This is a genomic window from Rhizobium sp. WSM409, from assembly GCF_057653825.1.
Window position 1 is genome coordinate 60,954 of the sequence record NZ_JBYGKP010000002.1, and the last position, 23,385, is coordinate 84,338.

Below are 23,385 nucleotides of genomic sequence, written 5' to 3' on the forward strand. Positions count from 1 at the left end.
GTCTCAGTGCGGATCCTCCAGCGCCCGCAATGGCGACGGCTTAACGACCGTCAGCTCGTGGACTGTGCAGACAATAAACCGGTGCCTGACGCGTCGAGCAGACTAAAGAGCTGGCTCGCCTGGCTTTCGGTGACGTCGTCCGACTCACCCGCCATAAACTCGTCCAATGTCACAAGCCCGTCTCCGTCCGTATCGAGATCGGAGAGCAGGGATGCAAACTGGTCATCGTCATCGTCAGCGGACGGCGGCGGTCCTTCGGGACGTTCCGACCGCTGAGCGGACATGGCCTCGGTCAGCGTATCAACCGATAGCGAGCCGGAACTTTCGCTGTCGAAGCTGTCGAACAGCGTGCCGGCCTGCTCCTCGCTCACATCGGACGGCCGACCTGCAACGAACTCGGCTTTGCTCAGCTGCCCGTCGCCGTCGGTATCGAGATCGGAGAGCATGGATGTAAGATCGTCATCGTCGGAAGGTGGCGGGGGTGGCGGCCCCTCGGCACGTTCCGACTGCTGAGCGGACATGGCCTCGGTCAGCGCATCGACCGACAGCGAGCCGGAACCTTCGCTGTCGAAGCTGTCGAACAGCGTGCCGGCTTCATCCTCCGACACATCGGACGGCCGGGCTGTGACGAACTCGGCCTTGCTCACGTACCCGTCGCCATCGCTGTCCAGCTGCGCAACGTCCATGTCTGCGCTGCCGTCCTGCTGCTCGCTGGAAGCGGACTGACCGGCGAGGCCGTTCATCGTCAACGACATCAACTGCGACATGAGTTTCTCAGCGCTGTTGGTCGCGTCTTCGCTGAGCTGCTGGCTTGCGGTTGATTTTTTTGCCGAAACCGTATTACAGGATAGGATGTCCTGGGATGCTGACGTCGAACTCTTGCGGTACGAATAGGAAGAGATCGACGTTGCGGCAGAAATGGTCGTCATAAGCGCTCCATCGATAGAGGGTGGGGATGCAACGCATTACAGAACTGATGAGTTCTCTAAATCGAAATTACTAATGCCACAACCGAAAAAATCGTCCCTCAGAAATCGTAGTCTCCTTTCTGCGGGCGTCGGCTTGCGCTTCGTTGAGGCGGTCTAGATCATCATGGATGTTGCCGACGAGCCCGTAGATGAGCCGCGCAAGCGAGGCCGGCCGAAAGTCTCCAGCGACGAGGACAAGCGGGCGCATATCGTCGAAATTGCCCGCCGCGTTTTTGTAAAATGCGGCTATGCCGGAAGTACGACCGCAGTCGTCGCCAGCGAGGCGGGTGTTTCAAAACAGACGCTTTACAAGCTGTTTCAGAGCAAGGAAGAGCTGTTTGCCGCTGTGGTCGGCGCGCATCGGCGCCTGATGCTCGACCTGCCGCGGCCTGCTGAAGATATCTCGATCGCCGAGAGCCTCGAACGCATCTTCATGATCGATATGGATGAGGACAAGGACGCGGATCGTGCCGGTTTCCTGCAACTCGTCTTTCGCGAGGCGGGGCAGTTTCCCGAGCTCGTCGATATTCTGCAGCGCGAAGGCATGCTTGCCAGCCGGCAGGACCTCACCGACTGGCTGAGCCACCGTAGGGCGGAAGGCAAGTTGTCGCTTGATGATCCGGCCAGCGGAGCCCGGATGCTGATGGATATGATTTTCGGCGGCATGGGTCCGCCGGAAGGGCGCGCTCAGGCCTGGCCTGATCGGGCGGTGCTCCTTGCCCATCTCAGGCGTTGCATTGCAATCTTTGCGGCGGGCGTCGGGGCCGCTTAACGCGATGGAGCCGCGATCCCTCGGCTTTCGACCTCCTATTGCATTTTCGAATAATTATAGTACCATGCGGTTCTATTAAATTGATTCGGCCGCATGAAATGCGGTCCGTATGCGCCATGAGCGGCGGCAAACATCTCAGCAAACATGAAAAGTTTCAACCGTGACTGCCGGCAGGCTTTCGCGCGCGCGCTCATGCAAAGGGACAGACGATGGTTTCCACCTATGTGAGCTACCTCTCGGTCGCCAGAAATCTGAACGCCAGTCTCTCGAGTGTGGCTTCGCAGGCAACGGTTTCCCGCGACAGTGCCTATTACAAGGAAAACATCGACAAGGTCACGACCGTCGACGAGTTCATGAGCGATTACAAGCTCTATTCCTATGCCATGAAGGCCTACGGCCTTGAAGACATGACATATGCCAAGGCCTTCATGACGAAGGTGCTGGAGAGTGACCTCAGCGATTCATCGAGCTTCGCCAACAGCTTGAGCGACACCCGCTATGCCGAGTTTGCCGCCGCCTTCAAATTCGCCGGCGAGACGAAGACGGCGCAATCGGACGTGCAGCGGGACAATCTGCTCGATGCTTATGAGGAGTCCTTCGACACCGAGGCGGACGACATCGCGGACGCGACGGACTATTTCGAAGAGAATATCTCGTCGATCACCTCGGTCGACGATCTCCTGTCGAGTTCTAAGCTGAAGAACTATGTGCTGACGGCTTTCGGGCTCAGCACCGAATATACTTCGACCAGCTTCCTGAAGAGTGTTTTGACGAGCGATCTCGAAGACGCCGATAGTTTCGTCAACCAGCTCGACGACGCGGTCTATGTCAACCTGGCGAAGGCCTTCAACTTCAACGAGGACGGCTCGACCGACGGCGACGTGATGTCGGAAGATCAGATCTCGCTGGTCACGAGCGCTTATGCGGTGGCCTCGGCGACGATCGCTTCCTCGGAAACCGGGGAGGCCTATGACACCTACTTCGCGGCGCAAATCGGCAACATCACCTCCGTCGATGAGTTGATGAGCGACGACAAACTGGTTTCCTATCTGAGAACTGCCTACGGGCTTACCGATAGCGAGACCGACAACTTCATTTCCGCGGCGCTGAAAAGCGCCGACGTCGCCGACGCGATCGGCTTGTCCGACCTGCACGACGCCTTCAATTTCGATGAGGACGGCGATCTTGCCGATGGCGACACCGCCCAGACTTCAGACCAGACCGCCACGACCACGGCAGCCTTCGACGAAAATTATCAGGTGCTGGTCGCCAACGCCAGCACGGAAGATGCCACCGACAACTATACGACACGCATCGCCAGCGTCACCTCGATCGATGATTTCCTGGTATCGAACGATGACGATGATGACGACGACAACGACGATCTTCCGGAACTGTGGGAAATGGCGTTGCGCGCCTATGACATAGACCCGGACAGCGTTTCGAGAAGCGAAGTTCGGAAAATTCTCGAAAGCGATCCCGCGGACTCGAAAAGTTATGTCAACAGCCTCGACGACGACCGGTTCGTAGCCTTTCGCCAAGCCTTCAACTTCGACGACAATGGTGATGTCACCGTTCCCTTGCAGGCCATGTCGGAGTCCGTCGTCGACGACTATGCCGCCTATTATAAGCAGAACAAAATCCGCTACCTCGAACGCGACGAACTGACCGAGGCGACCGATGCAGCGAATGACGAGATCACCTATTTTCGCGAGCAGATGGCGACGATCACGACGGCCAGCGAATTTCTGGCCGACGATCGTTTGGTTAGCTTTGCGCTTGAGGCGAAGGGGCTCGACCCTGATGATGTCACGTCGGACGAGTTGGAGAAGATGTTTTCTTCCGACCTCGACGACGAAGACAGTTATGTCAACAAGCTGGACGACAATCGTTTCGCCGAACTCGTCGGCGCGTTCAATTTCGATCAGGACGGCAATATTTCCGCCGATCCGACCGGGACTGTGCAGCAGCGCGGCGATGTGCTGGAGACGATCGACGCCTATGTCAGGCTGACGCTCGAAGACGACCAAGGCGATAGCAACACCGGCGTGCGCCTTGCCCTTTACTTCCAGCGCAAGGCGCCGGAGATATCGAGCGCCTATAACATTCTAGGCGACAGCGCGCTCTTCGAGTTCTTTACGACGACCTTCAACCTGTCCAGTTACGTCTCGAACATGGACGTCGACAAGCAAGCCGAGATGGTCGACAATTTCATCGACATGAAGGATCTGTCGGATCCTGACAAAGTCGACGATCTGATCAAACGCTTCACCGCCATGTATGACATGGCCAACGGCACGGGCACCACGTCGTCAGCCCTTTCGATCCTGACCGGCTCGGCGACGATAAGCGCCGATACGCTGCTTGCTATGGCGCAATTGAAAAGCGGTTGAGCGGCAAGCCCCTTCCTCGGGGAGCCTGACAGAGGTGCATTGCCATCCACGGCAGGGCAGGGGGCCGGCTGCCTTTGCCAGGATGTGCCTGATCAACGCAGCGCTGGTTGAAAAGAAAATATCCTGCGCGTTATATTCATAATTAAATCCCCGTTAATAAGCATAAGCGAATATTTGCGACATGGCTGGCCCAACAGCAATGAAATCTAGGGGGATTGCGCGTGAGTATTCTTGGTCGTGGTGCAAATGCTGTGGCGGCTCTTGCCGCTTTATCAAATTCGCAGGCCATGATCGAGTTTGACTTATCGGGCAAGATCCTCACCGCGAATGAAAACTTCTGCCGGGCGCTCGGCTACGAGTTGAGGGAGATCGTCGGAAAACATCACAGCATGTTTGTCGAACCTGCCTACGCATCCTCGGCGGAATACAAGGCTTTCTGGACAAAGCTGTCAGCGGGGAAATTCGATCAACAACAATATAAGCGGGTCGGAAAAGGCGGGCGCGAGGTCTGGATCGAGGCATCCTACAATCCCGTGTTCCGACGCGGGAAGCCGGTCAAGGTTATCAAGATTGCAACTGACATCACTGCGCAGAAGCTGAAGTCTGCCGAGGATTCGGGCAAGATCGACGCATTGTCCCGGGCTCAGGCGATCATCGAATTCACGCCGGTCGGCGAAATCCTGACCGCGAACGACAACTTCCTGTCCGCGCTAGGTTATTCGCTTGCCGAAATCCAGGGCAAACATCATTCGATGTTCTGTGAAGCCGACTACTCGAGGTCGGAGGCTTATAAGGAATTCTGGCGGAGACTTGCGAGCGGCCAGCTGGTCGCCGACGAATTCATGCGTGTGGGCAAGGGCGGACGGAAGGTCTACATCCAGGCTTCCTACAATCCGATTTTCGACCTGAACGGCAAAGTGTTCAAAGTCGTGAAGTTCGCAACCGATGTCACGGCGCGCGTCGAAAATGTCGAACAACTTGCCCGTTGCCTGACGAATCTTGCGGACGGTGACCTGTCGCAGATGATCCAGAAGCCTTTCATTCCTTCGCTGGAAAGGCTGCGTGCCGACTTCAACAGCGCCTCGGAGAAGTTGAAGGGTGCAATGGCAACGGTTGCCGAAAATGCCAAGGCGATCTCAGCCGGTTCCAACGAAATCCGCACAGCCGCCGACGACCTGGCAAAGCGTACCGAGCAGCAAGCGGCATCCGTCGAGGAGACGGCCGCCGCCCTTGAGGAAATCACGACGACGGTCAAGGATTCGAGCCGCCGCGCCGAGGAAGCCGGTCAACTCGTGGGGCGCGCCAGAAATCACGCCGAGCATTCCGGCCAGGTGGTGCGTGACGCCATCGGAGCGATGGACCAGATTGAAAACTCGTCACGGGAAATTTCCAATATCATCGGAGTCATCGACGAGATTGCCTTCCAGACGAACCTTTTGGCGCTCAATGCCGGCGTCGAGGCGGCACGAGCTGGGGAGGCCGGCAAGGGGTTTGCGGTCGTTGCCCAGGAGGTTCGTGAGCTGGCGCAGCGGTCGGCGAAAGCTGCCAAGGAGATAAAGAGCCTGATCACAGCGTCCGGTTCCCATGTCGCAAACGGCGTCGCCCTTGTCACGAATGCCGGATCCGCGCTCCAGGAAATCGCCACTCAGGTTCACGAAATCAATACCAACGTCACGGCGATCGTGGAGGCGGCGCGCGAGCAATCGACTGCGCTCGGTGGGATCAGCCAGTCCATCAACACCGTCGACCAGGGAACGCAGCAGAATGCCGCAATGGTCGAAGAGCAGACGGCTGCAAGCCATGGTCTCGCACGAGAGGCTGCCGCGCTCTTCGAGCTTCTTGAACAGTTCCGTTTCAACGATGCGCCGAGATCCAGGTCTTCGTTTGCGCCGGCGGATCGTCACCCTGCCGCACCGACGCCTTTGAAAGTCGTTCGTACTTCGCCCCTCGCGTCCATCCAGCGCGGGTCGGCCTCCGTCGCGCTGAAGTCCGACTGGGAAGAGTTCTGATTACGCTGGCTGAGCCATTCTCAGCAGTATTGGCGACAATCAATCAATCGAGCGACCACGAGCCGGGATAGTTCGGCTTGCGGCGCTCGATCCACGCGTCGAGCCCTTCGCGCAGATCGGCGGTTGGCGCCATGCGGGCGAATTGTTCGCCTTCGATCAGCAGCCCCTCGGCAATGCTCTGGTTGATGCCGCGCGTCACCGCCGTCAAAATGCTCGCCGCCGCCAGCGGTGAATGACGCAGAATGCGCCGCGCGAGATCGTGGGCTGCCGGCATGAGAGCGTCATGCGGGACAAGCTGGTTGACAAGGCCGAGTTCGAGGGCGCGCTGCGGGGAGAATGCATCGCCCGTCAACAGCAATTCGAGCGCGCGCTTACGCCCGGCCAGCCTTGGCAAACGCTGCGTTCCGCCAAAGGTCGGCGGCATTGCGAGATTGATCTCAGGCTTGGCGAACAGGGCGCGTTCGCTGGCGATGGCGAGCGGCACTGCCTCGGTGATCTCGCAGCCTCCGCCAAAGGCAAGGCCGTTGACGGCGGCGATGACGGGTTTGTGGTAGGCTTCCAACCGCGCTGTCAATCGCTGCCCGCGCGCGACGAAATCGCGCATGGCGACATCGGCGCCCTGCGCCACGCTTTCTGAGAATTCGTAGATATCGCCGCCCGCCGAGAATGCCCGCTCGCCGGAGCCGGTGAGGATGACCACCCGGATTGATCTGTCGGTTTCGATGGCGTCGAGGATCGCGAGCAAGCGGTCTATCAAGGCGTAATTTAGCGCATTGAGTTTTTCCGGGCGATTGAGAGTGAGCATGGCGATTCCGTCGCGGCTGTCGATCAAAACAGTGTCGGCCATTCGGTTTTCCTTTCCGGTATGCTGCGTCAGGAGAGTATGCCGCCGCCCGATGCTTGTGTATACTCACTAGTCGGTATACATAGCGGCATGATCTCACCTGCAGTTCCAACGCGCGAACGCATCATCTCGGCCGCCGCCAAGCTGTTTTACAACGAGGGCATCAGAAGCGTCAGCGTCGATGCGGTGGCTGAAGAGGCCGGCGTCACCAAACGCACCCTTTACTACCATTTCGCCAGCAAGGACGATCTCATCGGGGCATATCTGGAGGCGCGCGATCAGCCCAACCTCTCTCTATTCAAGCGCTGGTACGCGGAAACGGCGGGCGAACCGGCGGATAAGGTCCAAGGCATTTTTCGCAATCTCGCCCGCGCGGCCCGCCATCCGAAATGGAAGGGCTGCGGCTTCCTGCGCACCTCTGCGGAACTCGTCAATATGCCCGGCCATCCAGCCATGAAAGTCGGGATTGAACACAAGAAGAGGGTCGAGACGTGGTTGCGGGTCACATTCGAGGCGGCCGGGATCAAGACGGAAGCGCCGCAGCTCGCCCGGCAGATCGTCCTGCTGCTCGATGGCTCGTTCGCCGTCGTTCTGTTGCATCGCGACCCGACCTACATGGAAGCCGCCGGCGAGGCGGCGGGTTCACTGATCCGCGCTGCAATCGCAAACCGGTAAGGCGCCGGATCCTGAGGCGCTCGCCGTAAAGAGCACATCTTGCGCCCTCGGCATGGCCTGAGGTCGCTGAGCGGGAAGGGCATGATGTTGAGCCTCTAAACAACAGAACAATGCTGCACTGCCGAAAAAATCGCCACGCGCGCCACTGCGCGTTTTTTCAGCATGGCCCATTGACAATTCACCCTTGATGGCACTTGATAACGTTGTTCCAGTAAAACAGACATGCGTCCATTATACTGGAACAATAGAAACCATGATAAGGGGAACGCCATGACTATTTCCTTTCGCACCGGCGTGATGTCGCTGGCCGTCGCCGCTCTGTTGTCCACCCCTGCGCTGGCCGACGGCAGCAAACTCGATGAAGTGCTGGCCCGCGGCCATCTCGTCCTCGGCACCGGCAGCACCAATGCGCCGTGGCACTTCAAAAGCGCCGACGACAAGCTTCAGGGCTTTGACGTCGACATGGGCCATATCATCGCCAAGGCGCTCTTCGGCGATCCTGAGAAGATCGAATATGTGAACCAGTCCTCCGACGCCCGCATCCCGAACATCACCACCGACAAAGTCGACATTACCTGCCAGTTCATGACCGTTACCGGCGAGCGCGCCCAGCAGGTTGCCTTCACCATTCCCTATTATCGCGAGGGTGTCGGACTGATGCTCAAGGCGGACGGAAAATATGCCGACTACGCAGCCCTCAAGGCGGCCGGTTCCTCCGTCACCATCTCGGTTCTCCAGAACGTCTATGCCGAGGCGATGGTGCATGCGGCGTTGCCGGAGGCGACCGTCGATCAGTACGATTCCGTCGACCTGATCTATCAGGCGCTGGAAGCGGGACGCGCCGATGCAGTCGCCACCGACCAGTCGTCGCTCGCCTGGTACATGACGCAGAATCCGGGCCGCTACAAAGATGCCGGCTATGGCTGGAATCCGCAGACCTACGCCTGCGCCGTCAAGCGCGGCGATCAGGATTGGCTGAACTTCGTCAACACCGCCCTGCACGAAGCCATGACCGGCGTTGAATTCGACTTTTACGCCAAGTCCTTCAAGACCTGGTTTGGCAAAGATCTGACGCCGCCGCAGATCGGCTTCCCGGTCGAATTCAAGTAACAGCCATGCGGAGCGGGACATGTTTCCCGCTCCGCATTTAAAGAGTGAAAGCATGACGCCGTCCGAAAACCGCTCATATTTTTCGGCATCCTGCTCTGGTCTGAAAGGGCGGCCCGTATGGGTTACACGTTGAATTTCGCTGCCGTCTGGCGCAACTTCGATTATCTTTTGAGCGGGCTCGCGCTCAGTCTCGGCCTTGCGGTGATCTCGATCCTGATCGGGGCCGCGATCGGCCTTGTGGTGGCCTTCGCGCTGACCTCCAAAAGCCGCTTTGCGGTGGTGCCGGCGCGAGTTTATGTCACTGTCATTCGCAACCTGCCGATTCTCGTCCTGGTGCTTTTCGTCTTTTTCGCGCTGCCGCAAATGGGTTTGCGCCTCGACAAGATAAAAAGCTTCGTCCTGGTTCTGTCGCTTTATTCCGGCGCCTATCTGGCAGAAGTGTTCCGCGCCGGGCTGCTGTCTATTCCAAGAGGGTTGACGGAAGCGGGGCTTGCCATCGGCCTGACGGGGATGCAGATCCGCAGCTCCATCATCGCTCCGCTGATGCTGCGCAACGTGCTGCCATCACTGTCCTCGACGATCATCTCGCTCTTCAAGGACACCTCGCTCGCCGCCGCCATCGCCGTGCCCGAACTGACGTTTGCTGCCCGCAAGATCAATGTCGAGAGCTTCCGCGTCATAGAGACCTGGATGGTGACGTCAGCGCTCTATGTCGCGGCCTGTTTCCTCATCGCCGCCGTGATGCGCTTCGTCGAGCGCAGTCTGGCCCTGCCGAGATAGACCTGATGTCCCACACTTTTCTCGAACAACTCTGGATCGCCCGATACGTCATCATGAACGGCATCGGCGTGACCGTGTCGATCTCCCTGCTGGCCATCCTTGCGGGTTCCATACTTGGCGTTTTCGTCGGTTTGGCGCTCGTCTATGGCGGCGTTGTTTTGCGGCTGGCCGTGCGTGCCTATACGGATATCATCCGTGGCACGCCGGTGCTCGTACTGGTGCTGGCGAGCTACTACGTCTCCGCCGCCGTCGGCCTCGATCTCGGGCCGTTCTCGGCCGGGGTGCTCGCCCTTGCCATCTTCTGCTCCTCCCATGTCGGCGAAATCGTGCGCGGAGCGCTTCAGGCAATCCCGAAGGGCCAGACCGAAGCCGCCAAGGCGATCGGCCTGACCTTTACCCAGACTTTCACCTCTGTGCTGTGGCCGCAGGCCATGCGCCAATGCCTGCCGGCCTGGGTGAATACGGCGGCCGAGATGGTGAAAGCCTCGACGCTGCTCTCCGTCATCGGCGTTGCGGAGCTTCTCCTACGCACGCAGGAGATCATCTCCCGCAATTTCATGAGCCTCCAGTTCTACTTCCTGGCCGGTGGTCTCTATTTCATCATCAACTACGGCATCGAGCACTTCGGCAAATACGTCGAGCGCAAGACCGCCCTGCCGTCCTGAGGAGTTCCCCCGATGGCCAAGACCATTCTCGACATCCAGGGTCTGCGTAAGACTTACGGCATCCACGAAGTCCTCAAGGGCGTCGATTGCGCCGTTGAGGAGGGCGAAGTCATTTCCATCATCGGCTCGTCCGGCTCCGGAAAGACCACCTTGCTGCGCTGCATCAACATGCTTGAGGAATTCCAGGGTGGCACGATCAGCCTCGACGGCGAGGAGATCGGCTACCGCGCCGAAGGCGCAACGCGGCGCCGCAAGAGCGAGAAGGAGATTGCACGCCAGCGCGCGCTGACCGGCATGGCGTTTCAGCAGTTCAATCTCTTCCCGCATATGAGTGCCGCTGAAAATGTCATGCTCGGCCTCGTCAAGGTGAAGAAGATGACGAAGCCGGATGCCCGCGCCATCGCGGAAAAATGGCTCGATCGTGTCGGCCTTTCCGCCCGCTCGAGCCATTATCCCGGCCAGCTTTCAGGCGGCCAGCAACAGCGCGTCGCGATCGCCCGTGCCATCGCCATGTCGCCGAGGCTGATGCTGTTCGACGAAGTGACCTCGGCGCTCGACCCGGAACTGGTTGGCGAAGTGCTCCAGGTCATCAAGGGGCTTGCCGCCGACGGCATGACCATGCTGCTCGTCACCCACGAGATGCGCTTTGCCTACGACGTTTCGTCACGCGTCATCTTCATGAACCAGGGCGTCATCTGCGAGGAGGGCGATCCGAAGGACATGTTCGTGCATCCGAAGACCGAACGGCTGGCGGAATTCCTCAAAACCTCGAGTTTCAACTAGACGAAAAGATCCCGTGGCGGTCCGCTCTGTGGATCGTCACGGGCGCTCGGTCCAAGGGTGGACAAGCTCGATCCCAAGGCCCTCGAAATCCTTTATATTGCGCGTGGCGAGGGTGAGATCGTGAGCAATCGCGGTGGCGCCAATTAAGCCGTCCATTGACGATAAGCCGCGTCCGCTTCGCTTTGCGAGCCCCATCAGGTCGCCCCAGGCTATCGCAACCGGCTGGTGCACAGGGATGACGCGCTGCTCGAAGCGCTGCGGCAGATCCTGGGCAAGCCATTCAGCCAGCGCGTCGCGCTTTCGCCCGCTTTCCATCAATGCGACACCACGCCGGATCTCCGCGATCGATACGGTGCTGATGAATGAGCGATCCTCGTCGAGACTGTCCAGCCATTGTAAGACATGTGCATCGGGACGCGGCCTTGTCACCTCGGAAAGCACATTGGTGTCGAGCAGAACTCTCACAGCTGGAGATCACGCGGTTCGTCGCGTTCACGCTCGAGATCGAGATCAGCGCCCCGCAGCGGCGATTGCATCAGAAACTCTGCGAGGGTGCCCTTGCGCGCGGTCTTCCGCTGCCATTCCTCGGCTGAAACGACGACGACGCTTGGTTTACCATTGCGCATGATCGTTTGCGGCGTTGCTTGCGCGCGTTGGATAACCTCAGACAGTTTGGCCTTCGCACTGGCGACGGTCCAACTTTTATCCTCTGGTCGTGATGGCTGCATTCGCTATATCCTGACTATAGTGACTAACATGACTATATAGGTCGAGCCGGTCTTGCCGCAAGCAACTCTTCCGATAGGGAAGGGGCTTCGTCGGTTTCGCGCGGCCGGCGCTGATTGGGGCTTGCAAGGAATTGCGGGCATGCGCTCAAATTACGCCCAGTCTGCATTCCCAGCGTGCAAATTCCAGGGGAGGGATCCGAGACATCTTGGAAGTCCTGAACGCCGAATTTTGGCACGAGCTTTGCTTTCCTGTCTTGTATGCAAGATAGCCAGACATCTGAGACCACGCAGAAGACCATCGAGGAGACGATCGTCTCCGGGATTCTTTCAGCCAAGATTCGGCCTGGGACGCGTCTCAGTGAAAACCAGCTGGCAACGCTCTTCAGCGTGTCTCGAACCCGCGTCCGTGAAGCCATGATGCGCTTGGAAACACGCGGTATCGTGCATGTCAGTCCGAGACGAGGCTGGTTTGTTGTCGAGCCGTCCGCTGAAGAGGCGATCGCGGTCTATGAGGCACGGCGCGTCATCGAGGCGGGATTGTTGCGCAGCATGCGCGTATTGACGAACGAGGGACGCGAAGCTCTCGACGCGCATTTGAACGAGGAAAAAAGCGCAATGGCTGCGGGCGACCGCCAGCGCCTGACCTATTTGATGGGCGATTTCCACATCCGCATCGCAGAATTGAGCGGGAACGCCATCATCGTCGATATCCTCCGTGATCTCACCGCGAGGACGATCCTCATTTCGATGCTCTATCAGTCTGAATTTCATGCAGCACAGTCCCATGACGGACACTGCCGCATCTTCGAGGCCATGCAAGCGGGCTATTTCGTCAGAGCTGCCGAGCTCTCTATCGAACATCTGGACGAAGTGGAAATGGGCCTCGACCTCACCACACGGCCCGATCCGCTCTCGGAACTGCGCAGTTCCCTGTCACTTCCTCGCAAGACCGTGCCCTCGGTCTCCCAACTGTCAGACCCAAAAAACCACAACTTCAAAGGAGCAATTAAAACATGCTGACAAGACGAGTCTTCTTCGCAATCGCGACCCTGGCTGCAACCTTCGGCTTCGGCTCCGCGTCTTACGCCGATGCTCTTGCCGACATCACGGCGCGCGGTACGCTGCGTGTCGCCGTCCCGCAGGATTTTCCGCCCTTCGGTAGTGTCGGCACCGATATGGCGCCGATGGGCTACGATATCGATGTGGCCAATCTCATTGCCGAAAAGCTCGGCGTCAAGACCGAGCTCGTGCCGGTCACCAGCGCCAACCGCGTTCCCTATCTGCAGACGAACAAAGTCGATCTGGTCATATCAAGCCTCGGCAAGAATGCGGAGCGCGAAAAGGTGATCGATTTCACCACGGCCTACGCACCCTTCTTCAACGGCGTGTTCGCACCGGCCGATGTTTCGATCGCCAAGGTGGAAGATCTCGCCGGCAAGAGCATCGGCGTCACGCGCGGCGCTGTCGAAGATCTCGAGCTGACGAAGATCGCGCCGGCCGACGCGACGATCAAGCGCTACGAGGACAACAACGGCACCATCTCGGCCTTCCTGTCCGGCCAGGTCGACACCATCGCGACCGGCAACGTCGTGGCCGCTGCGATCCTCGCCAAAAATCCTCCCAAGCGCCCTGAGATGAAGTTCCTCATCAAGAACTCGCCCTGCTACATCGGTCTCAACAAGGAACAGGCAGCTCTTCTGGAGAAGGTGAACGGCATTATCGCCGCCGCAAAAACCGATGGCGCGCTGAACGCCATATCGCAGAAGTGGCTCGGCGCCGATCTCCCGTCGGATCTCTAAGGGCCGGTCTCACGGATGTCATCCCGCGCCCGCGCGGGATGACATGACGCTCCGTCGCCACAAGAGGGGACAATTCCTTGAGTTACCATTTCGAATTCGGCTGGCTGCTTGAATATTATCCTGAGATCATCAAGGGCATACTGATCACGCTGGAGCTTATCGCGATCGGCGGAGTGCTCGGCATATCGCTCGGCATCTTCTGTGCCTGGGTGCGTGCACTCGGCCCGGCCTGGCTGAAGCCTGTCGTTGCGACCTATGTCGAACTGATCCGCAACACGCCGTTCCTGATCCAGCTCTTTTTCATCTTCTTCGGCCTTCCGTCGCTCGGCTTCAAGCTTTCCGAACTGACGGCCGCCAACCTCGCGATGGTCGTCAATCTCGGCGCCTATAGCTGCGAAATTATCCGCGCGGGCATCCAGGCAACCCCGAAGGGCCAGTTCGAGGCAGGCGAGAGCCTTGCCATGACGCGCTTCGAAACCTTCCGGCATGTCGTTCTCGTGCCATCCCTGCAGCGCATCTGGCCGGCACTGTCGTCGCAAGTGGTCATCGTCATGCTCGGCTCATCAGTCGTCTCGCAGATCGCCGCCGAGGATCTGACCTTTGCCGCGAACTTCATACAATCGCGAACCTTCCGCGCCTTCGAGGCCTACATCGTCTCGACAGCCATCTATCTTGTGCTGGCGATCCTGCTTCGGCAGCTGCTGGCGGTGGTCGGCGGGTTCATTTTCCCGAGGAGAGCAGCACGATGATCGAGTTCACACTCTGGGACATCCTGCGCAACCTGCTGCTCGCCACCCGCTGGACGATCCTGCTTTCGCTGGTCTCGTTCATCGGCGGCGGCGTGGTCGGGCTGGGGCTGCTGTTCCTGCGCATCAGCAAGCGCAAGGCATTCAGGACAGTCGCGAAATATTATATCGAGCTCTTCCAGGGCACGCCGTTGCTGATGCAGCTCTTCATCGCCTTTTTCGGTCTCGGCCTCTTCGGGATAGACGTGCCGGCCTGGCTTGCTGCGGGTTTCGCGCTGATCTTGTGGAGCGCTGCCTTCCTCGCCGAAATCTGGCGAGGCTGCGTCGAAGCGGTCGTGAAGGGTCAGTGGGAAGCCTCCGCCAGCCTCGGCATGGGCCGGTTGCAGCAGATGCGTTATGTCATCCTCCCGCAGGCGCTGAGGGTCGCCATACCGCCGACGGTCGGTTTCTCCGTTCAAATCGTCAAGGGAACGGCGCTGACCTCGATCATCGGTTTCGTCGAATTGTCGAAAGCCGGCACGGTCGTCACCAATGCCACTTTCCAGCCCTTCACCGTCTACGGGCTCGTCGCTCTCATCTACTTCGCCCTTTGCTGGCCTTTGTCAAAAAGCAGCCAGATCCTGGAAAGGAAGCTCAATGTCGCTCATCGAAATCACTGAAGTCCGCAAGAGCTTTGGCACCACCGAGGTGCTGAAAGGCATCAATCTCGATGTGGAGGCTGGCGAAGTCATCGCCATTATCGGCAAGAGCGGTTCGGGCAAATCGACCCTGCTTCGCTGCATCAACGGCCTGGAGACCATCACTGACGGCTCCATCTCCGTGGCCGGCGCGCAGCTCCTCGATGATGAAGTGCATCTGAAGGCACTGCGCCTCAAGGTCGGCATGATCTTTCAGCAGTTCAACCTCTTCCCGCACCTGACCGTCGGCGGCAACGTCATGCTGTCGCAGACCGTGGTAAAGAAGACGCCGAAAGCCGAAGCCGAGGCGACCGCCCGCAAGATGCTGGAGCGGGTAGGGCTGGGTCACAGGTTCGACGCCTATCCGGACGAGCTCTCGGGCGGCCAGCAGCAGCGTGTCGCCATCGCCCGCGCGCTCGCCATGCAGCCGACAGCACTTCTCTGCGACGAAATCACCTCCGCGCTCGATCCGGAACTGGTCGCCGAAGTTCTGGCCGTCGTGCGCGAACTCGCCGCCGAGGGAATGACCCTCCTGATGGTGACGCACGAGATGAAGTTCGCCCGCGACGTCTGCAACCGCGTCGTCTTCATGCACCAGGGCCGAGTCCATGAAGCAGGCCCGCCGGAGGAAGTCTTTGCCAATCCGCAGACAGCGGAGTTGAAGCAATTTCTCGGGGTCAACTAAAGCATGTCGCGCAAAAGTGCGCAGCGGTTTTGCGACAACGACATGCGTAAAAACAAAGAGCTAAAGCGCGACAAGCGAATCTGAAAGATCGCGACACGCTTTAGGAGGCAGTGAGAATAGCCGACTTGGCGGATCGAGCATTTTTATGGCGTGCTGCGTTTGCGCGTCGACTATCCGCTTGGTCTCGGTAAGCGGGGCGCCTCTCGCCTATCTAACGCGGCTTGCTGCTGGATCTGCTGCCGCGCCGCCGGTGATCGCGGCCGACCGTCCTCAGGACTTCGGCCGAGGATGTCCCATCAACGCTTCATACTCTCTGTCGGTCAATCGTTCGATTGTCCTCAGCTGTGCGGGAATATCCATCCGCTCATGCAAGACCGCGGCAATGACGAAGGTTGAGTCGTCAACGACGATGTATACGGCGTAATGGTGCTCTATCTTGTGGAGCCGGAAGAGCGAATTCCCGGCGCGCTCGTCTTTCTTTATCCTTACGCGGGCGTAGGCTTCGGGGATGCCTTCAAATCCCGCCCGCAGCAAGCGGCCATATGCTTTGGCCTGTTCGGTGGACCATTTTCGCGCCGTTTCGCGGACTGCCAGACGGTAGTTATCAAGGGCGGTCGGCAGGATGAGAACGCGAGGAGCCACTAGCGCAGTTCTTCATCCAGCTCCGCGTCGATAGCATCCAGAGCGGAAAGGGGCAGCATCTCTCCGCGCCGGAATTCCTCTTCCGCCCGCAGCAGCGAGCGGATGGCATAGCGGCGATCTTCTTCGCGTGCCATATCTTCGCGAATAAGGGCGCGTACATATTCGCTCGGCGTCGTGTACTGGCTCTTCCCGTTGGCGCGCATATCGACGAAGGCGCGCATTTCATCGGGCAAACTTACATGCAGGCTGCTGGTCATGAAGCACCCTCCTTATCAAATTCCTGAAATTGTTCTGCATCCGGGTCGCGATGTCAATATTTGACATTGAATTCGGTCCCTTCCAAATAGCCCCGTGGCTCCAAGACGTTCATGACGTGGGCGGATGCAGCCGCGTATCGAGGGCAAATGACTCCTGGAACTTCAGCGCATAGGCGCCCGTCGCACCGCCTGCCAGAAAAATCAGGTTCCAGCTATGCCGCGAGACCGCGCTCGGGATCGCAACGAAACGATGTTGTCGAAGCAAATCGTCTCCGAAGATCTGCTGTCCGGCGCTGGGAATGCCCGGGCGCAACCAGTTGGGATTGGGCACGTTTCCCGGATCGACAACATGGATATCGCCAGCATCGGCAATGACAGCTGCCGTCATCCTGTGCGCCACGGTGTCGAGCGCCCGGAACCCGTTGTGGACCGCGACTTCAAGGATCGCCGTCGCGGGATCGAGCGAGCAGTAGACCGCGCGAACCCCCTTGCTGTTCCAGCGGCCGCCAACCCGATAGGCGCCTTCTCCGCTATCCCAAGTCGGCGCATGGACAGCCTGATCGAGCCGCCACGCGACCAGCTCGGTCCCGCCGAGCGCGATCGGCAAAAGGGTCATGCATAGACGCCGTATTCCAGGCGATCGAGATGATCCTCGACAAGCTCGACACCAGCGGGCGTCCCGAGAAGATCGATCGGGCGGCGCTGCTCAAGTCCGACTGCCGGACGCTCCAGCCATTGTTCGGCTTCTGCTTGCGATCCGAAGATATCCGTTGCCTTTGCGAGGATCTCGGCGAATTTCCACGCGCGGCCGCTCTGTTCCTGGCTGAGCGGCTTGGAAGGCGTGTCCTTCCGCCGCTGCCAGGTGCGCAAGCTCATGCCCACCGCCTTTTCGAGGGACTCGTTCTTGCCGAGGACGACGAGAGTGCCGACAAGATGATCCAGTGCTGTTGCAGGCAGGCCGTGCAGGAGCAGCTCATGGGCGTCGAGGGCATTGGTCAGGCTACGCGACAGAATGCGCGAACCGCCGAGCAATGCTTCGATTTTTTGCAGTTCTCCACCGCCTGCCGCTGAAGAGGGTGCTTTTGCTGCGACGGCCATGATCTTTCTCCTGCGTCATCTGTCGCTTTTTATATGTCATGTGTCGCGACAAATTTCAAGATCTGACGGGCGTATCCGGCGTATCGGCCGCGGAACCGTGCCTTTCTCGCTGCCGGCGCCAAACAAGCGGGCAGGCGTACATGGCACCGCCTGCCAAGGGCAGCTTGCAGCGGATTGAAATGCCGCGATCCCCACAGAGGCTGGGTCGCGGCGCTCCAATTCCGTAAGCGCGCGCGGCAATGGCAGGCAGGGCTGCCGCTCCCGGGATTATCAGTCTTTTTTGCTGGTCGGCGCTGGCAGCAAGATGGGCTCTACCGAATGTTTCGGTGCCATCAGCTGTGCAAGAATGTCATCGGCCGAGTGGCTCGAACTGCCAATGCCGGCCTCGCGCAGTTGACGATCGAGGTCGCTGCCGTTTTCCAGCGCGGCCAGTTCAGCACCGGCTTCGATGCGGCCGGCAGTGATTTCCTGGCGTTTCTTGATGCGTTCGAGACTTTCGACGGCGCTACCGAGGCGGGTATTGATGCCCGACTGGCTATGGGCGATCGCCGATTGAGCGCGCAGCAGCGACTCATTGGCTTTGACATTCCCCACCTCGCGCTTCATCTGAGCAATGCGCGCTTCGGTCTCCTGGATCGTGCGCAGCATCTGCTGCTGGCGAGGCAGCAGCCGGTCGAGCTCTTCCTGGTCGCGCTGCACTTCGGCACGGATACTAGCAATGCGCTGAGCCAGACCTTGAGCGAGATCCGTGCGGCCCGCGGAGATCGCAGCGCGAGCGCTGTCGGTATCCTTGGTCTCCTTGGCGCGGTTTTCGTCAAGTCGGCGCATGACGCTCTTGTTGGACGCCATGATGCCGGCAAGATCGGATCGCGCACTGCGCAGCGACTGTTCAGCGTCGCGGATTTCTTGATCAAGGACGCGCATGGACTGGCTGTCGGCGGCCGCTTCCGCTGCCTCGTTAATGCCGCCGCGAATGGCGGTGAAAATCTTGCCCCAAGTGCTCACGCTGCAATCTCCCCGCTTTTCCACTCTTCAATCATGTGTGCCGCATCGACGGCATTGGCAGCCAGAATCGCGACTTCCTCGACCACCGTCTCGGCCGGCGAGCGGGCTGACAGCGAGCCGAACAATTCATACCATTCCTCACCGTCGATTGTGGTGATGCCGAAGCTGGAGAGCGGCACGAACTTATGGGTCTTCAGCACCATCCGTTCGAAGGCTTCTCGATTGGACACGTCCTTGCACGGCACCAGAACAGCGCTGACGAGGATGTCGCGCTCCCCGCTCACCGCGACGAAGACGTCGAGATCGCCCTTTTCCTTAAGAGTCACGCATATGACGTCGCCCTGTTCGGGTACGGCTACATCCACATCGCCCAGTGCGTCGGGATCGGCGGCGAACAGGCGCGTTAAAGTGGTGAGGTTCCAGGTCTCCAAAAAGTCCTCCATCGGTTGGAACGTCAAAATATTTGGGTAATCGGTTTGCAACTTAAAGATCTGGTGCGCTAAATAAATTTCGCTAGGGTACGCGTTGGGAACGGGGGCGAATCGCTTGCCATTTATCGCTTCATTGATGCGGCGTGTATATCTCTCGCTCAGCGAATTGGCCTGGTCAGCCCTTTTTGTTATCCTCGTGATCCACCTGGTCGCTTCTTACCTGCTCTTCATGCTTGCCGGCGAAGCCGATCTCGTCGGCAATCCGGTCGACTTTCTTTATTACTATATGGTGACGGCAACGACTGTCGGCTATGGCGATCTTTCTCCAAAATCGGGGGCCGGCCGATTAATTGCCGTCCTGTTCGTTCTTCCCGGCGGCATTGCCATCTTCACCGCTGTTCTTGGCAAGTTGTTGACAAATATCGGTACGATCTGGAGGAATCGCATGCGCGGATTGGGTGATTACAGCGAACGCGCCGGCCATATCATCGTCCTGGGCTGGCAAGAGGGGCAGACATACCAGACGCTGCGGCTGCTGCATGCCGAACGGCAGGCCAACGAGCCGATGAGTGTTCTGGTTGCCAAGGACCTGCCGGAAAATCCCGCCAGCAATTACGCCGACTATATCAGAACCGAGCGGCTTGCCGATGCCGATGCTCTGGTGCGGGCCGGAGTGGCCCAGGCGCGCGCGATCATCGCGCGCGGTGCAAATGACGACGAGACGCTGGCCGCCGTGCTGATTGCCGAAGACCACGCGCCCAATGCCCATATCGTGGCCTATTTCGCCGACGACCGCACGGCACAGATGGTCAAACAACGCCGGCCGCGCGTCGAGGCGGTGGGCTCGCTCGCCGAGGAGCTGCTGTCGCGTTCCGCACGTGATCCGGGCTCTTCGGAAATCGCCGCACGGCTGCTGTCGGCCGCTTCCACCGACACGGCGTTTTCCCTGCCGGTGCCGCCTTTGCAAACGCCGCTACTCTATGGGGACGTGTTTTTAAGGCTCAAGCGTCAGCATAATGTGACGCTGGTGGGCATGCTGAGCCAGGGCATGACCGACCTCAATTGCCAGGACGAGACGCTGATGCGGGGCGGCGAGACCCTTTACTACATCAGCGGAATGCGGCTAGATCCCGCTGCCATCGCTTGGGCTCGAATGGGAGAGGTATCATGATCGGCTGGTTCGGCAGAGACAAGAACGAAAGGCCCTTACCCAAAGAACTTGGCCCGTTGAGCGCCGCCATCGGCGGGGCGTTGGAGATCGATTTCCTCTCCCTCGAAGCCGATGCTTTGGCCGGCCAGCCGGCCATGCCGCTGCCACGGAGCGGCCCGTTCATCATTGCCGCCTACGGTGAGGTTTCGCTCGATGCCGCGACGGTTCTGTCGCGCTATTACGATGAAGACCATCGGATGATTCAGGTGATGTCGACGTCGGGCCAGCCGGGTGATGTCGACGACATCAGCTTTTATCAGCCCTGGGACAGCGTCGTGCCTGCCGGGCAGGGCGAATGGAACCGCTGGACCGGGCCGGACGGCCTGATCGGTCAGCCAAGCTACGATGCCGATGGCATCCTCTATAGCCGCTTCTGGGGCGAGGGCACGGAACGCACCCCATTGGCGGAGTTTGTCGAGAAGGTCGACGACGGTGAGGCGCAGCGCTCCATTCACCAGACCTGCATGCTATATTATCGCCCGCTTGGCTCGACGCGCGAGATGCTTTTGATCAATGTCGAGCGCGACCTCGATCTCGGACAGAGCCAGGCAGGCAGCTCGGTGGAATTTCTGATCGGCTATGGACTCGCTCCGGCCGATGTTCGCCGCGTCTGAGGGGATCCTATCAATTTCAACGGAGGACTTTTTCAATGCTCGATTACGTGGCGGGTCTGCCTGCCTTCCTCGGCTATTTCGCCGTTGGTCTTGCCGCTTACGGCGTTTTCGCGGTGATCTACACATTCCTGACGCCGCAGAAGGAAGTCCAACTCATTCGCGCAGGCAATCTTGCCGCCGTCACGGCATTCTTGGGCGCGCTTGTTGGTTTCAGCCTGCCGCTGGCTTCGGCCGCAGCCAATTCGGTCAGCATAGTCGATTACATCATATGGGCGGTGGTCGGCATTCTGGCGCAGATCCTGGCTTACTATATTGCGAATTTCACCATGACGGATCTGCATGAAAAGATCACTGCCGGCGATATCGCCGCGGGCATATGGGGCGGCGGCATCGCGCTGGTCATCGGTATTCTCAACGCCGCCTGCATGACCTATTGAGGGGAGGGAACGATGCGCAGACGTAAGAGCGGGCACAAACGACCTTTCCTGGCCCTCGGCACCATCGCTGCCTCGACCCTGGCCCTGTCCGGTTGCGGCGATCAGACTCCCTCGGAGACAATGTTCACCTCCGTCGACCAATGCGTGACTTCCGGCATGGACCGGCAGGTCTGCCAGGCCGGCTATCAGGATGCCATGCGGGCCCATCTCGCCGCCGCGCCGCGCTTCAACGGCATGGCCGCCTGCGAGGCCGAATACGGCTCAGGCCAGTGCACGGAACAGTCGGCCAGTGCCGTCCCCAACAATACCGGCGGAGGCGGCAGCTTTTTCGTACCGTTCCTGACGGGCTACATGCTGTCTTCCGCACTGAACAACATCGGCGGCTATTACGATTATCGCCGGCGCCAGGAGGAGAGTGGCTCCTACGGCTCGACGCCGATTTATCGCAATCGCTCGGGGCAAACGGTGACAACGACTGTTCGCTCGGGCGGTCGCAACGACACCGTGACTGCGCCCTCACGTCAGAGTGTCAAGCCGGTCAACGTCAACACCCGCACCGTCGCCCGTCAAGGCTTCGGGGGCCGTTCGTCGTTCAGTTTCGGCGGCTGACATGAAGCGCATCACCCTTCCGGCGCGTCCTGATTGGCTTGACAAGGCGCGCGCCGTCGGCTTCGGGTTTCACGTCATGTACGGCGAGCCTTACTGGCTCGACGATGCCGCCTATACATTCACGCTCGATGAGATCGAGACACGGATTGAAGAACCGAGCCAGGAACTGCACGACATGTGCATGGATCTGGTCGATGATATCGTCAGAAGCGAAGAGTCGCTCGACAAGCTGGCTATTCCGGAGGACCTGCGCGATGTGGTGCAGCGCTCCTGGCAGCGTCGCGACCGGCACCTCTACGGCCGGTTCGATCTTGCTTATGACGGCACTGGCCCGGTTAAGTTGCTCGAATATAACGCTGATACTCCCACTTCGGTGTTTGAGACAGCCTATTTCCAGTTCAACTGGCTGACCGACCAGGTGGCTTTGGGTATCCTGCCCAAGGATGCGGACCAGTACAATTCCTTGCAGGAAAGCCTCGTCGAGGCGTTCGAGCAATTTTCCAAGGAGCCGATCTTCCACTTCGCGGCGATGACCGACAATGAGGAGGATCGCGGCACGACGGTCTATCTGATGGACTGTGCAGTGCAGGCCGGCCATCGCGTCGAGCTTCTGGACATCCGCGAAATCGGCATCGATGCACAGGGCCGTTACACCGATCTCAAGGATCGGGTGATCGACCGCTGCTTCAAGCTGTATCCGTGGGAATTCATGCTGCGCGAGCCGTTCGCCCGCGACCTCGTGCGCTCGGGTGATGTTTTCGTCGAGCCCGCCTGGAAGGCCGTGCTTTCCAACAAAGGGCTTCTGCCTCTGCTCTGGCAGCGCCACCCCAATCATCCCAACCTGCTCGCTAGCTATTTCGCAGACGACCCGGCGGCGTCCAGTTTGAGCGATTATGTGCGCAAACCACTGCTGTCGCGAGAAGGCGAGAACGTCACGATATTCCGAGATGGCCGGGAATTGATTTCCGCCCCCGGCGATTATGGCGACGAAGGCTTTATCGTCCAGGCCTATGCTCCGCTTTTCGAAAGCGATGGTGGCTTCGCCGTGCTCGGCAGCTGGATCGTCGGTGATCGCGCCTGCGGTCTTGCCGTCCGCGAGGATCGCTCGCGCATAACCGCCAACTTGTCGCGTTTCGTACCGCATGTCATCGTCGGATAAGAGAAGGTATATCGCGCCATGCGCGGCTATCTTCTTTTAATCGTCGAGCGACGCAGCCCCAGTTTCAGCGGCGATGTCGCACTTGGAAATAGAATGTACCCCCTACAGACCGTGTGGCGGCAGGGTTGGAATGTCCGTTTGTGTGCAAAGTAGAAGTGTCACTTTGGGCGCTTCTTCAGCCATTTGCAAATGCGTCACTCGGCATGTCCACTTGCGCTGAGGCAAGCCCCCGACCGGACCGGCTGGACCGGGTTGCAAGGGAAGGGAGGGGGCGGGTGAGATGCTCCCC

At 59.4% G+C, this 23,385-nt stretch carries 28 protein-coding genes; 18 read left to right on the plus strand and 10 right to left on the minus strand.

Translation table 11 applies throughout. From position 1 onward, the window contains the following. Positions 1-50: 50 nt before the first annotated feature. Complete coding sequence (locus AC25BC_RS23820; RefSeq protein ID WP_128440185.1) at positions 51-929, minus strand: EF-hand domain-containing protein; 879 nt, start codon at positions 927-929, stop codon at positions 51-53. A gap of 163 nt (positions 930-1,092) precedes the next feature. Between AC25BC_RS23820 and AC25BC_RS23825 the strand changes: the two genes are divergently transcribed. From AC25BC_RS23825 to AC25BC_RS23835, 3 genes are all read left to right on the plus strand, one after another. Then, on the plus strand, positions 1,093-1,740 hold the full coding sequence (locus AC25BC_RS23825; protein WP_017996244.1) for a TetR/AcrR family transcriptional regulator: 648 nt from the start codon (positions 1,093-1,095) through the stop codon (positions 1,738-1,740). 209 nt (positions 1,741-1,949) lie between these two features. Further along, a complete protein-coding gene (locus AC25BC_RS23830) occupies positions 1,950-4,133 on the plus strand; it encodes a DUF1217 domain-containing protein (RefSeq protein ID WP_128440184.1) in 2,184 nt (727 codons plus the stop codon). Positions 4,134-4,354: 221 nt separating this feature from the next. Continuing rightward, the gene (locus AC25BC_RS23835) at positions 4,355-6,142 is read left to right on the plus strand and encodes a methyl-accepting chemotaxis protein (protein ID WP_128440183.1); all 1,788 of its coding nucleotides are present in this window, start codon (positions 4,355-4,357) and stop codon (positions 6,140-6,142) included. A gap of 43 nt (positions 6,143-6,185) precedes the next feature. On the opposite strand, the gene AC25BC_RS23840 is transcribed toward AC25BC_RS23835, so the two are convergent. Beyond that, a complete protein-coding gene (locus AC25BC_RS23840; protein ID WP_017996241.1) occupies positions 6,186-6,989 on the minus strand; it encodes a crotonase/enoyl-CoA hydratase family protein in 804 nt (267 codons plus the stop codon). Positions 6,990-7,076: 87 nt separating this feature from the next. On the opposite strand from AC25BC_RS23840, the gene AC25BC_RS23845 reads away from it, so the two are divergent. From AC25BC_RS23845 to AC25BC_RS23865, 5 genes are all read left to right on the plus strand, one after another. After that, complete coding sequence (locus AC25BC_RS23845; protein ID WP_245459905.1) at positions 7,077-7,661, plus strand: TetR/AcrR family transcriptional regulator; 585 nt, start codon at positions 7,077-7,079, stop codon at positions 7,659-7,661. Between the two features lie 270 nt (positions 7,662-7,931). Beyond that, positions 7,932-8,771 carry a transporter substrate-binding protein gene (locus tag AC25BC_RS23850; protein ID WP_128440181.1) on the plus strand — a complete coding sequence of 280 codons (840 nt, stop codon included), beginning with the start codon at positions 7,932-7,934 and terminating at the stop codon, positions 8,769-8,771. 117 nt (positions 8,772-8,888) lie between these two features. Beyond that, positions 8,889-9,551, plus strand: a complete 663-nt coding sequence (locus tag AC25BC_RS23855) for an amino acid ABC transporter permease (RefSeq protein WP_017996239.1) — start codon at positions 8,889-8,891, stop codon at positions 9,549-9,551. Positions 9,552-9,556: 5 nt separating this feature from the next. After that, a complete protein-coding gene (locus tag AC25BC_RS23860) occupies positions 9,557-10,216 on the plus strand; it encodes an amino acid ABC transporter permease (RefSeq protein WP_011648868.1) in 660 nt (219 codons plus the stop codon). Between the two features lie 12 nt (positions 10,217-10,228). After that, positions 10,229-10,999: an amino acid ABC transporter ATP-binding protein gene (locus tag AC25BC_RS23865; protein WP_012755576.1), complete on the plus strand. Its 771-nt coding sequence runs from the start codon at positions 10,229-10,231 to the stop codon at positions 10,997-10,999. A 36-nt stretch (positions 11,000-11,035) separates the two neighbouring features. Here AC25BC_RS23865 and AC25BC_RS23870 read toward each other — a convergent pair whose 3' ends face one another. Together AC25BC_RS23870 and AC25BC_RS23875 are read right to left on the minus strand one after the other, a co-directional pair. Next, positions 11,036-11,464 (minus strand): type II toxin-antitoxin system VapC family toxin, encoded by a 429-nt coding sequence (locus AC25BC_RS23870; RefSeq protein ID WP_012755577.1) that lies wholly within the window; start codon positions 11,462-11,464, stop codon positions 11,036-11,038. Beyond that, positions 11,461-11,727: a type II toxin-antitoxin system prevent-host-death family antitoxin gene (locus AC25BC_RS23875; protein ID WP_012755578.1), complete on the minus strand. Its 267-nt coding sequence runs from the start codon at positions 11,725-11,727 to the stop codon at positions 11,461-11,463. The genes AC25BC_RS23870 and AC25BC_RS23875 overlap by 4 nt, the downstream gene beginning before the upstream one ends. A 258-nt stretch (positions 11,728-11,985) precedes the next feature. Between AC25BC_RS23875 and AC25BC_RS23880 the strand changes: the two genes are divergently transcribed. From AC25BC_RS23880 to AC25BC_RS23900, 5 genes are all read left to right on the plus strand, one after another. Beyond that, complete coding sequence (locus AC25BC_RS23880; protein WP_026157584.1) at positions 11,986-12,747, plus strand: GntR family transcriptional regulator; 762 nt, start codon at positions 11,986-11,988, stop codon at positions 12,745-12,747. Next, positions 12,741-13,526: a transporter substrate-binding domain-containing protein gene (locus tag AC25BC_RS23885; RefSeq protein WP_128440180.1), complete on the plus strand. Its 786-nt coding sequence runs from the start codon at positions 12,741-12,743 to the stop codon at positions 13,524-13,526. Before AC25BC_RS23880 ends, AC25BC_RS23885 begins: the two co-directional genes overlap by 7 nt. 77 nt (positions 13,527-13,603) lie before the next feature. Beyond that, entirely contained in the window at positions 13,604-14,275 is a 672-nt protein-coding gene (locus AC25BC_RS23890; RefSeq protein WP_011648874.1) for an amino acid ABC transporter permease, read from the plus strand. Then, positions 14,272-14,931, plus strand: coding sequence for an amino acid ABC transporter permease (locus AC25BC_RS23895; protein ID WP_011648875.1), 660 nt, complete (start codon positions 14,272-14,274; stop codon positions 14,929-14,931). The genes AC25BC_RS23890 and AC25BC_RS23895 overlap by 4 nt, the downstream gene beginning before the upstream one ends. Further along, positions 14,909-15,634 carry an amino acid ABC transporter ATP-binding protein gene (locus AC25BC_RS23900; RefSeq protein WP_012755581.1) on the plus strand — a complete coding sequence of 242 codons (726 nt, stop codon included), beginning with the start codon at positions 14,909-14,911 and terminating at the stop codon, positions 15,632-15,634. The genes AC25BC_RS23895 and AC25BC_RS23900 overlap by 23 nt, the downstream gene beginning before the upstream one ends. 270 nt (positions 15,635-15,904) lie before the next feature. Here AC25BC_RS23900 and AC25BC_RS23905 read toward each other — a convergent pair whose 3' ends face one another. The 6 genes from AC25BC_RS23905 to AC25BC_RS23930 all read right to left on the minus strand — a co-directional run bounded on the left by AC25BC_RS23905 (position 15,905) and on the right by AC25BC_RS23930 (position 19,079). Continuing rightward, positions 15,905-16,276: a type II toxin-antitoxin system RelE/ParE family toxin gene (locus AC25BC_RS23905; protein WP_017996236.1), complete on the minus strand. Its 372-nt coding sequence runs from the start codon at positions 16,274-16,276 to the stop codon at positions 15,905-15,907. After that, positions 16,276-16,533, minus strand: coding sequence for a ribbon-helix-helix domain-containing protein (locus AC25BC_RS23910; protein WP_003550229.1), 258 nt, complete (start codon positions 16,531-16,533; stop codon positions 16,276-16,278). Before AC25BC_RS23910 ends, AC25BC_RS23905 begins: the two co-directional genes overlap by 1 nt. Before the next feature lie 109 nt (positions 16,534-16,642). Next, positions 16,643-17,149 carry an RES family NAD+ phosphorylase gene (locus AC25BC_RS23915; RefSeq protein ID WP_017996235.1) on the minus strand — a complete coding sequence of 169 codons (507 nt, stop codon included), beginning with the start codon at positions 17,147-17,149 and terminating at the stop codon, positions 16,643-16,645. Continuing rightward, positions 17,146-17,631: a type II RES/Xre toxin-antitoxin system antitoxin gene (gene parS / locus AC25BC_RS23920; protein WP_012755584.1), complete on the minus strand. Its 486-nt coding sequence runs from the start codon at positions 17,629-17,631 to the stop codon at positions 17,146-17,148. Before parS ends, AC25BC_RS23915 begins: the two co-directional genes overlap by 4 nt. Positions 17,632-17,901: 270 nt before the next feature. Then, positions 17,902-18,636 (minus strand): PspA/IM30 family protein, encoded by a 735-nt coding sequence (locus AC25BC_RS23925; protein ID WP_017956566.1) that lies wholly within the window; start codon positions 18,634-18,636, stop codon positions 17,902-17,904. Continuing rightward, on the minus strand, positions 18,633-19,079 hold the full coding sequence (locus tag AC25BC_RS23930) for a YjfI family protein (protein ID WP_029871137.1): 447 nt from the start codon (positions 19,077-19,079) through the stop codon (positions 18,633-18,635). Before AC25BC_RS23930 ends, AC25BC_RS23925 begins: the two co-directional genes overlap by 4 nt. Before the next feature lie 103 nt (positions 19,080-19,182). Here AC25BC_RS23930 and AC25BC_RS23935 point away from each other — a divergent pair, with 103 nt between their 5' ends. The 5 genes from AC25BC_RS23935 to AC25BC_RS23955 are packed head-to-tail and all read left to right on the plus strand — an operon-like array spanning position 19,183 to position 23,096. Beyond that, positions 19,183-20,238, plus strand: a complete 1,056-nt coding sequence (locus tag AC25BC_RS23935; RefSeq protein WP_017996233.1) for an ion channel — start codon at positions 19,183-19,185, stop codon at positions 20,236-20,238. After that, on the plus strand, positions 20,235-20,891 hold the full coding sequence (locus tag AC25BC_RS23940; RefSeq protein ID WP_017996232.1) for a YjfK family protein: 657 nt from the start codon (positions 20,235-20,237) through the stop codon (positions 20,889-20,891). The genes AC25BC_RS23935 and AC25BC_RS23940 overlap by 4 nt, the downstream gene beginning before the upstream one ends. 35 nt (positions 20,892-20,926) lie before the next feature. Then, a complete protein-coding gene (locus tag AC25BC_RS23945) occupies positions 20,927-21,328 on the plus strand; it encodes a DUF350 domain-containing protein (protein WP_003550237.1) in 402 nt (133 codons plus the stop codon). 12 nt (positions 21,329-21,340) lie between these two features. After that, positions 21,341-21,937 (plus strand): DUF1190 domain-containing protein, encoded by a 597-nt coding sequence (locus AC25BC_RS23950; protein WP_012755589.1) that lies wholly within the window; start codon positions 21,341-21,343, stop codon positions 21,935-21,937. 1 nt (position 21,938) lies between these two features. After that, positions 21,939-23,096: a glutathionylspermidine synthase family protein gene (locus tag AC25BC_RS23955; protein ID WP_012755590.1), complete on the plus strand. Its 1,158-nt coding sequence runs from the start codon at positions 21,939-21,941 to the stop codon at positions 23,094-23,096. Positions 23,097-23,385 lie beyond the last annotated feature (289 nt).

What these genes read in the sequence shown, in the direction of transcription:
- AC25BC_RS23820 (WP_128440185.1), bottom strand. Translation starts at nt 929, where the DNA reads ATGACGACCATTTCTGCCGCAACGTCGATCTCTTCCTATTCGTACCGC.
- AC25BC_RS23855 (WP_017996239.1), top strand. Translation starts at nt 8,889, where the DNA reads ATGGGTTACACGTTGAATTTCGCTGCCGTCTGGCGCAACTTCGATTAT.
- AC25BC_RS23830 (WP_128440184.1), top strand. Translation starts at nt 1,950, where the DNA reads ATGGTTTCCACCTATGTGAGCTACCTCTCGGTCGCCAGAAATCTGAAC.
- AC25BC_RS23825 (WP_017996244.1), top strand. Translation starts at nt 1,093, where the DNA reads ATGGATGTTGCCGACGAGCCCGTAGATGAGCCGCGCAAGCGAGGCCGG.
- AC25BC_RS23895 (WP_011648875.1), top strand. Translation starts at nt 14,272, where the DNA reads ATGATCGAGTTCACACTCTGGGACATCCTGCGCAACCTGCTGCTCGCC.
- AC25BC_RS23860 (WP_011648868.1), top strand. Translation starts at nt 9,557, where the DNA reads ATGTCCCACACTTTTCTCGAACAACTCTGGATCGCCCGATACGTCATC.
- AC25BC_RS23910 (WP_003550229.1), bottom strand. Translation starts at nt 16,533, where the DNA reads ATGACCAGCAGCCTGCATGTAAGTTTGCCCGATGAAATGCGCGCCTTC.
- AC25BC_RS23915 (WP_017996235.1), bottom strand. Translation starts at nt 17,149, where the DNA reads ATGACCCTTTTGCCGATCGCGCTCGGCGGGACCGAGCTGGTCGCGTGG.
- AC25BC_RS23930 (WP_029871137.1), bottom strand. Translation starts at nt 19,079, where the DNA reads ATGGAGGACTTTTTGGAGACCTGGAACCTCACCACTTTAACGCGCCTG.
- AC25BC_RS23945 (WP_003550237.1), top strand. Translation starts at nt 20,927, where the DNA reads ATGCTCGATTACGTGGCGGGTCTGCCTGCCTTCCTCGGCTATTTCGCC.
- AC25BC_RS23840 (WP_017996241.1), bottom strand. Translation starts at nt 6,989, where the DNA reads ATGGCCGACACTGTTTTGATCGACAGCCGCGACGGAATCGCCATGCTC.
- parS (WP_012755584.1), bottom strand. Translation starts at nt 17,631, where the DNA reads ATGGCCGTCGCAGCAAAAGCACCCTCTTCAGCGGCAGGCGGTGGAGAA.
- AC25BC_RS23875 (WP_012755578.1), bottom strand. Translation starts at nt 11,727, where the DNA reads ATGCAGCCATCACGACCAGAGGATAAAAGTTGGACCGTCGCCAGTGCG.
- AC25BC_RS23950 (WP_012755589.1), top strand. Translation starts at nt 21,341, where the DNA reads ATGCGCAGACGTAAGAGCGGGCACAAACGACCTTTCCTGGCCCTCGGC.
- AC25BC_RS23845 (WP_245459905.1), top strand. Translation starts at nt 7,077, where the DNA reads ATGATCTCACCTGCAGTTCCAACGCGCGAACGCATCATCTCGGCCGCC.
- AC25BC_RS23940 (WP_017996232.1), top strand. Translation starts at nt 20,235, where the DNA reads ATGATCGGCTGGTTCGGCAGAGACAAGAACGAAAGGCCCTTACCCAAA.
- AC25BC_RS23900 (WP_012755581.1), top strand. Translation starts at nt 14,909, where the DNA reads ATGTCGCTCATCGAAATCACTGAAGTCCGCAAGAGCTTTGGCACCACC.
- AC25BC_RS23880 (WP_026157584.1), top strand. Translation starts at nt 11,986, where the DNA reads ATGCAAGATAGCCAGACATCTGAGACCACGCAGAAGACCATCGAGGAG.
- AC25BC_RS23955 (WP_012755590.1), top strand. Translation starts at nt 21,939, where the DNA reads ATGAAGCGCATCACCCTTCCGGCGCGTCCTGATTGGCTTGACAAGGCG.
- AC25BC_RS23865 (WP_012755576.1), top strand. Translation starts at nt 10,229, where the DNA reads ATGGCCAAGACCATTCTCGACATCCAGGGTCTGCGTAAGACTTACGGC.
- AC25BC_RS23885 (WP_128440180.1), top strand. Translation starts at nt 12,741, where the DNA reads ATGCTGACAAGACGAGTCTTCTTCGCAATCGCGACCCTGGCTGCAACC.
- AC25BC_RS23850 (WP_128440181.1), top strand. Translation starts at nt 7,932, where the DNA reads ATGACTATTTCCTTTCGCACCGGCGTGATGTCGCTGGCCGTCGCCGCT.